The sequence below is a fragment of the Methylobacterium sp. WL6 genome (genome assembly GCF_008040095.1).
GTDB lineage: Bacteria > Pseudomonadota > Alphaproteobacteria > Rhizobiales > Beijerinckiaceae > Methylobacterium.
In genome coordinates this window covers 1-4,340 of sequence record NZ_VRVH01000349.1, presented here as the reverse complement: position 1 = coordinate 4,340, position 4,340 = coordinate 1, and the positions used below count along the sequence as shown (strand labels likewise).

General features: G+C 74.5%; 1 pseudogene. It reads left to right on the top strand.

The features are described 5' to 3' along the window. Positions 1 to 4,340: pseudogene (locus tag FV230_RS25270) on the top strand (hypothetical protein); the annotation flags it as partial.

Sequence of the window (4,340 nt, the reverse complement as noted above, 5' to 3'; positions counted from 1 at the left end):
GGCGATCGGCCTTGCGGCGACCGCCGCGCACGGCGCCACCGCGACCCAGACCGCCGAGATGGCCGCCCGCGTCGACGCCGCGATGGACGCGCTGCGCGCGACCTCCGGCGAGGTGACGGGTGCCGTCGAGACGCACATGACCGGCCTGCTCGGCCGGATCCGCGCCGCCTCGGAGGAGACCGGGGGCGAGCTCGGCAGCCGCGCCGAGGCGGCGATCGAGGCCCTGCGCACCGCGATGGGCTCGCTCAACGCCGAATTCGCGACGCGCTCGAACGAGACCACAGGCGCCATCGCCCGCGCCGCCGATCAGGTCGCCGAGGAGCTGTCCGCCCGGATGCGCACGATCGAGGCGGCCTTCGGCGAGCACGGCCGCGGCGTCACCGACCTCCTCGCCAGCCATGCCGAGGAGACCCAGGCGCGGATCGCCGGGACCGGACGCGACATCGTCCTCGCGGTCGCGACGCAGGGCGCGCGCGTCGCCGACGCCCTCCACCAGAGCGGCGCCAGCTTCGGCGAGACCGCCGACGTGCGGGTCAAGGCGATCGACGAGACCATCGGCAGCCGGCTCGCCGCCCTGCAGGACATCATCGCCCGCGGCGACATCCTCGCTGACAAGATCTCCCGCGACACGAGCACGCTCGGCGAGACCATGGGCGGCAGCCTGGCCGAGATGGACCGGATCATCTCCGTGAAGGGCAAGGCGGTCGCCGAATCCATCGCCGAACGCACCCGCGACGCGCAGGACGCGGTCGAGACCCATCTCGGCGCGCTGGAAGAGCGCTCGGCGAAGCGCTCCAGCGAGATCGGCGAGACCTTTGCCAACCTCGTTACCCACATCGACGGGCATCTCGGCACCCGCGCGACGGCGCTGAACGAGGCCCTGGTCGGCCGCACCGGCGAGATGGCGCGGATCATGGCCGAGGGCAGCCGCGACCTCGTGCAGGCGCTGGACAGCCGGACCGAGGGCCTGGGCCAGGACATCGCGTCCCGCGCGGTCGCCATCAGCGACGCCCTCGCGCTCCGCAGCGAGGAGATCGCCCGCCGCCTCGACGAGGGGGCCGGACGGTTCGACACCGGCGTGCTCGGCCGCCTCGAGGCGATCGGCGCGGCGCTGGAAGAGCGCAGCCGCCTGGTCGACGAGCGCTTCGGTGCCCAGGCCTTCGAGGCGATCCGCCTGATCGAGAGCCGCACCCGCGCGGTCGACGAGGAACTCGGCAGCCGGACCCGCGACCTCGTGGAGACGATCGAGAGCCGCACCAGCGGCATCGACGCGGCGATGGCCGCGCGCGTCGCCGACCTCACCCGCGCGATCGAGGAGCGGACCGGCGGCATCGACGCCGCGCTCGCCGGCCGCGTCCAGGAACTCGTCGCCCTGATCGAGGAGCGGGCGACCAGCGCCGACGCGGCGCTCGCGACCCAGACCGAGACGGTACGGCGCGCCTTCGCCGAGCGCTCGGACCTGCTCGGCCAGCTCATCGACGAGCGCACCGCCGCGATGTCGAACGAGCTCGACGAGAAGGGCCGCATGGTGTTCGGCGCCATCGGCGGCCGCATCACCGAGCTGGCCCGCCTGTTCGACCGCGGCGGCACCTCGCTCGGCGAGGTCATCGACCAGCGCGGCGAGAGCGTGCTGGCCAAGCTGCAGCAGACCATCGCCGACGCGGAGCGCATGCTGGGCGACGGCGAGGGGCGCCTCGGGCGCACCCTCTCGTCCCGCACCTCGGACATCAGCGGCCTGCTCGACGAGGGCGTGCGCACGGTCCACGACCTGCTCGACGCCCGCACAAACCAGATCCGCCTCCTGCTCGACGAGCACGCCACGACCCTGTCGTCGAGCCTCGACGGCCGCATGGGCCCGCTCCACGACGCCCTCGACAGCCGCGGCCGCGAGCTGGTCGAGACCATCGCGACCACGCTCGGCCACGCCACGAGCACCCTCGACGACCGGACACAGGCGATGGGAACCCTGTTCGACGAGCGCCTGCATGCGCTGGCGGACCTCGTCGACGGCCGCGGGACGCAGTTCGCCAAGACCGTGGACGCCCGGGCGCAGATGCTGCGCGCCCTGTTCGAGCAGGCGCACGCCGCCCTCGATGCGGTGGTCGAAGGCCGCGGCGATCACCTGGCCACGAACGTGGACGCCCGCGTCGCGACGCTGCGCGCGGTGTTCGACGAGGCGCCGGCCGCGCTGGCGCAGCTCGTCGACGCCCGCGAGCGCCAGCTCACCGAGGCGCTGGACGAGCGCACGTCCGCCCTGCGCACCGCCTTCGCCGAAGCGCACGACGCCCTCGAAGGCCTGGTCGAGAGCCGCGGCCGTCAGCTGGCCGAGACCGTCGACACCCGGACGCAGACCCTGCGCTCCCTGTTCGACGAGAGCGGCCACGCGCTGGGCAGCGCCGTCGAGGATCGTGCAGAGCACTTCGCCCGGATGGTCGCGGCCCGCACCGACGGCCTGCGCGCCGTCTTCGACGAGGCGACCAGCACGATCGAGCACCTGCTCGAAAGCCGCACCTCGGCCCTGGGCGGCGACGTCGAGACCCGCACCCGGGCGATCACCGAGGCCTTCGACGCCCGCATGGCCGACCTCGCCGACCTGCTGCAGGCCCGGACCGATGCCTTCGCCAAGACAGTCGAGGCGCAGGGCACGGCCCTCACCGTCAGCGTCGACGGCCGCAGCGAGGCCTTCACCCAGCGCATCGACAGCCGGATGAAGACCTTCGCCACCCTGGTGGCCTCGCGCGGCGACGCGCTCGCCACGGCCTTCGACGACCGTCACGACGCCTTCGCCGGCCTCGTCGAGGAGCGGATGGCGTCCCTCGTGGCAGCGCTCGACGAGCGCGCCCGCAGCCACGCGGCTTTGGCCGACGCCCACACGGCGGCGCTCGGGGCGACCCTCGACGAGCGCAACGCCGCGATGGCGGCGCTGCTCGACGAGCGGACCGAGGCCCTGTCCGCCGGCTTCGAACGCCGCGCCGACGCGCTCGGCACGCTGGTGGATTCCCGCGGCGAGGCCCTGGCACGCCGCCTCGCGCAGAGCGCCGAGACCATCGTCCGCGGCATCGAGGAGGGCGGCGGAGCCCTGGTCGAGCGCGTCGACGGGACCGGCCGCACAGTCGCGGACACCATGAAGGGCCATATCGACCGCCTGCGGGCGGTGATCGACGGACCGGTGCTGCAGCTCTCCGGCGCCCTGGCCGAGCGCGGCACCGCGATCGAGCGGGCGCTCGCCGAGACCGGCGAGCCCCTGATCGAGGTGCTGCGCGAGCGCACCGAGGCGCTGACCCTGCAATCGCGCGAATCGGCCGAAGCGCTGCGCGCCGCGGTCGAGAACAGTGCGGCCCGCTCCATCGCAGGCCTGTCCGAGGTCAACGACCGCCTGCGGCGCGACCTCGGCAGCGTGGTCGCCCGGATCGAGGCGGCGAACGCGGCCCTCATGGATCTCGTCGCCGGTGCCGATGCCAATCTCGGCGCGATCGAGGGCAGCCTCGCCAACCGCGTCCAGCAGATCCAGGAGGCGCTGCAGGAGGTCGCGGCGCAGACCGGGACGGCGAGCGAGGGCGTCTCGGCCCAGGTCGAGGCCCTGCGCGGCGTCGCCGAAGGGGCCGTGCGCGAGGCCACGAGCTTGGCCGAGGCCCTCGACGGCCGCAGCCGCGCCCTGGCCGAGCAGTCCCGCACCCATGTGGCCGAGCTCGGCCGCGCCGCCGGGTCGCTCGAGGGCGTCGAGGGCCGGCTCGCCGCCAGCCTGTCGGGCCGCGAGGAAGCGATGGAGACGGCTCTGGCCGGCCTGCAGGAGCGCTCGGCTTCGTTGGAGAGCCAGACCGCGGCCTTCGCCGAGTCGATCGAGCGTTCGCTGCGCGCCGCCGAGGAGCGCGCCCGCGCCGTCGGCGAAAGCCTCACGCAGTCGGCCGGCGCCGCCGGCGCCCGTGTCTCGGAGGCCTTCGACGGCCTCCGGACAGGAGCCGACGCGGAGGGCGAGAAGACCGCCGAGTCCGTCCGCGCCGCCATCGCCGCCGCCTCGGCCGAGATGCGCACCGTCTTCGCGGAGGCACAGACCCGCTTCGGCGAATCGGTCGCCGGCATGCGCGAGATGGCAGGGGCGATCCGGACCGAGCTCGACGCCACCCGCGCCGACCTCGCCCGCGGCGTGCTGGAGCTGCCGCAGGAGACCCAGGACGCCACCGGCGAGATGCGCCGCGTGGTCTCCGATCAGATCAAGGCGCTGAACGAGCTCTCGGCCCTCGTCGCCCGCTCGAACCGTGCGGTCGACGTGGTTCAGCCGCAGGCGGCCGAGCAGCGGCGGACGGCGGAGGCCGGCGGTCGTGCCGCTCCGGCTTCGCGCC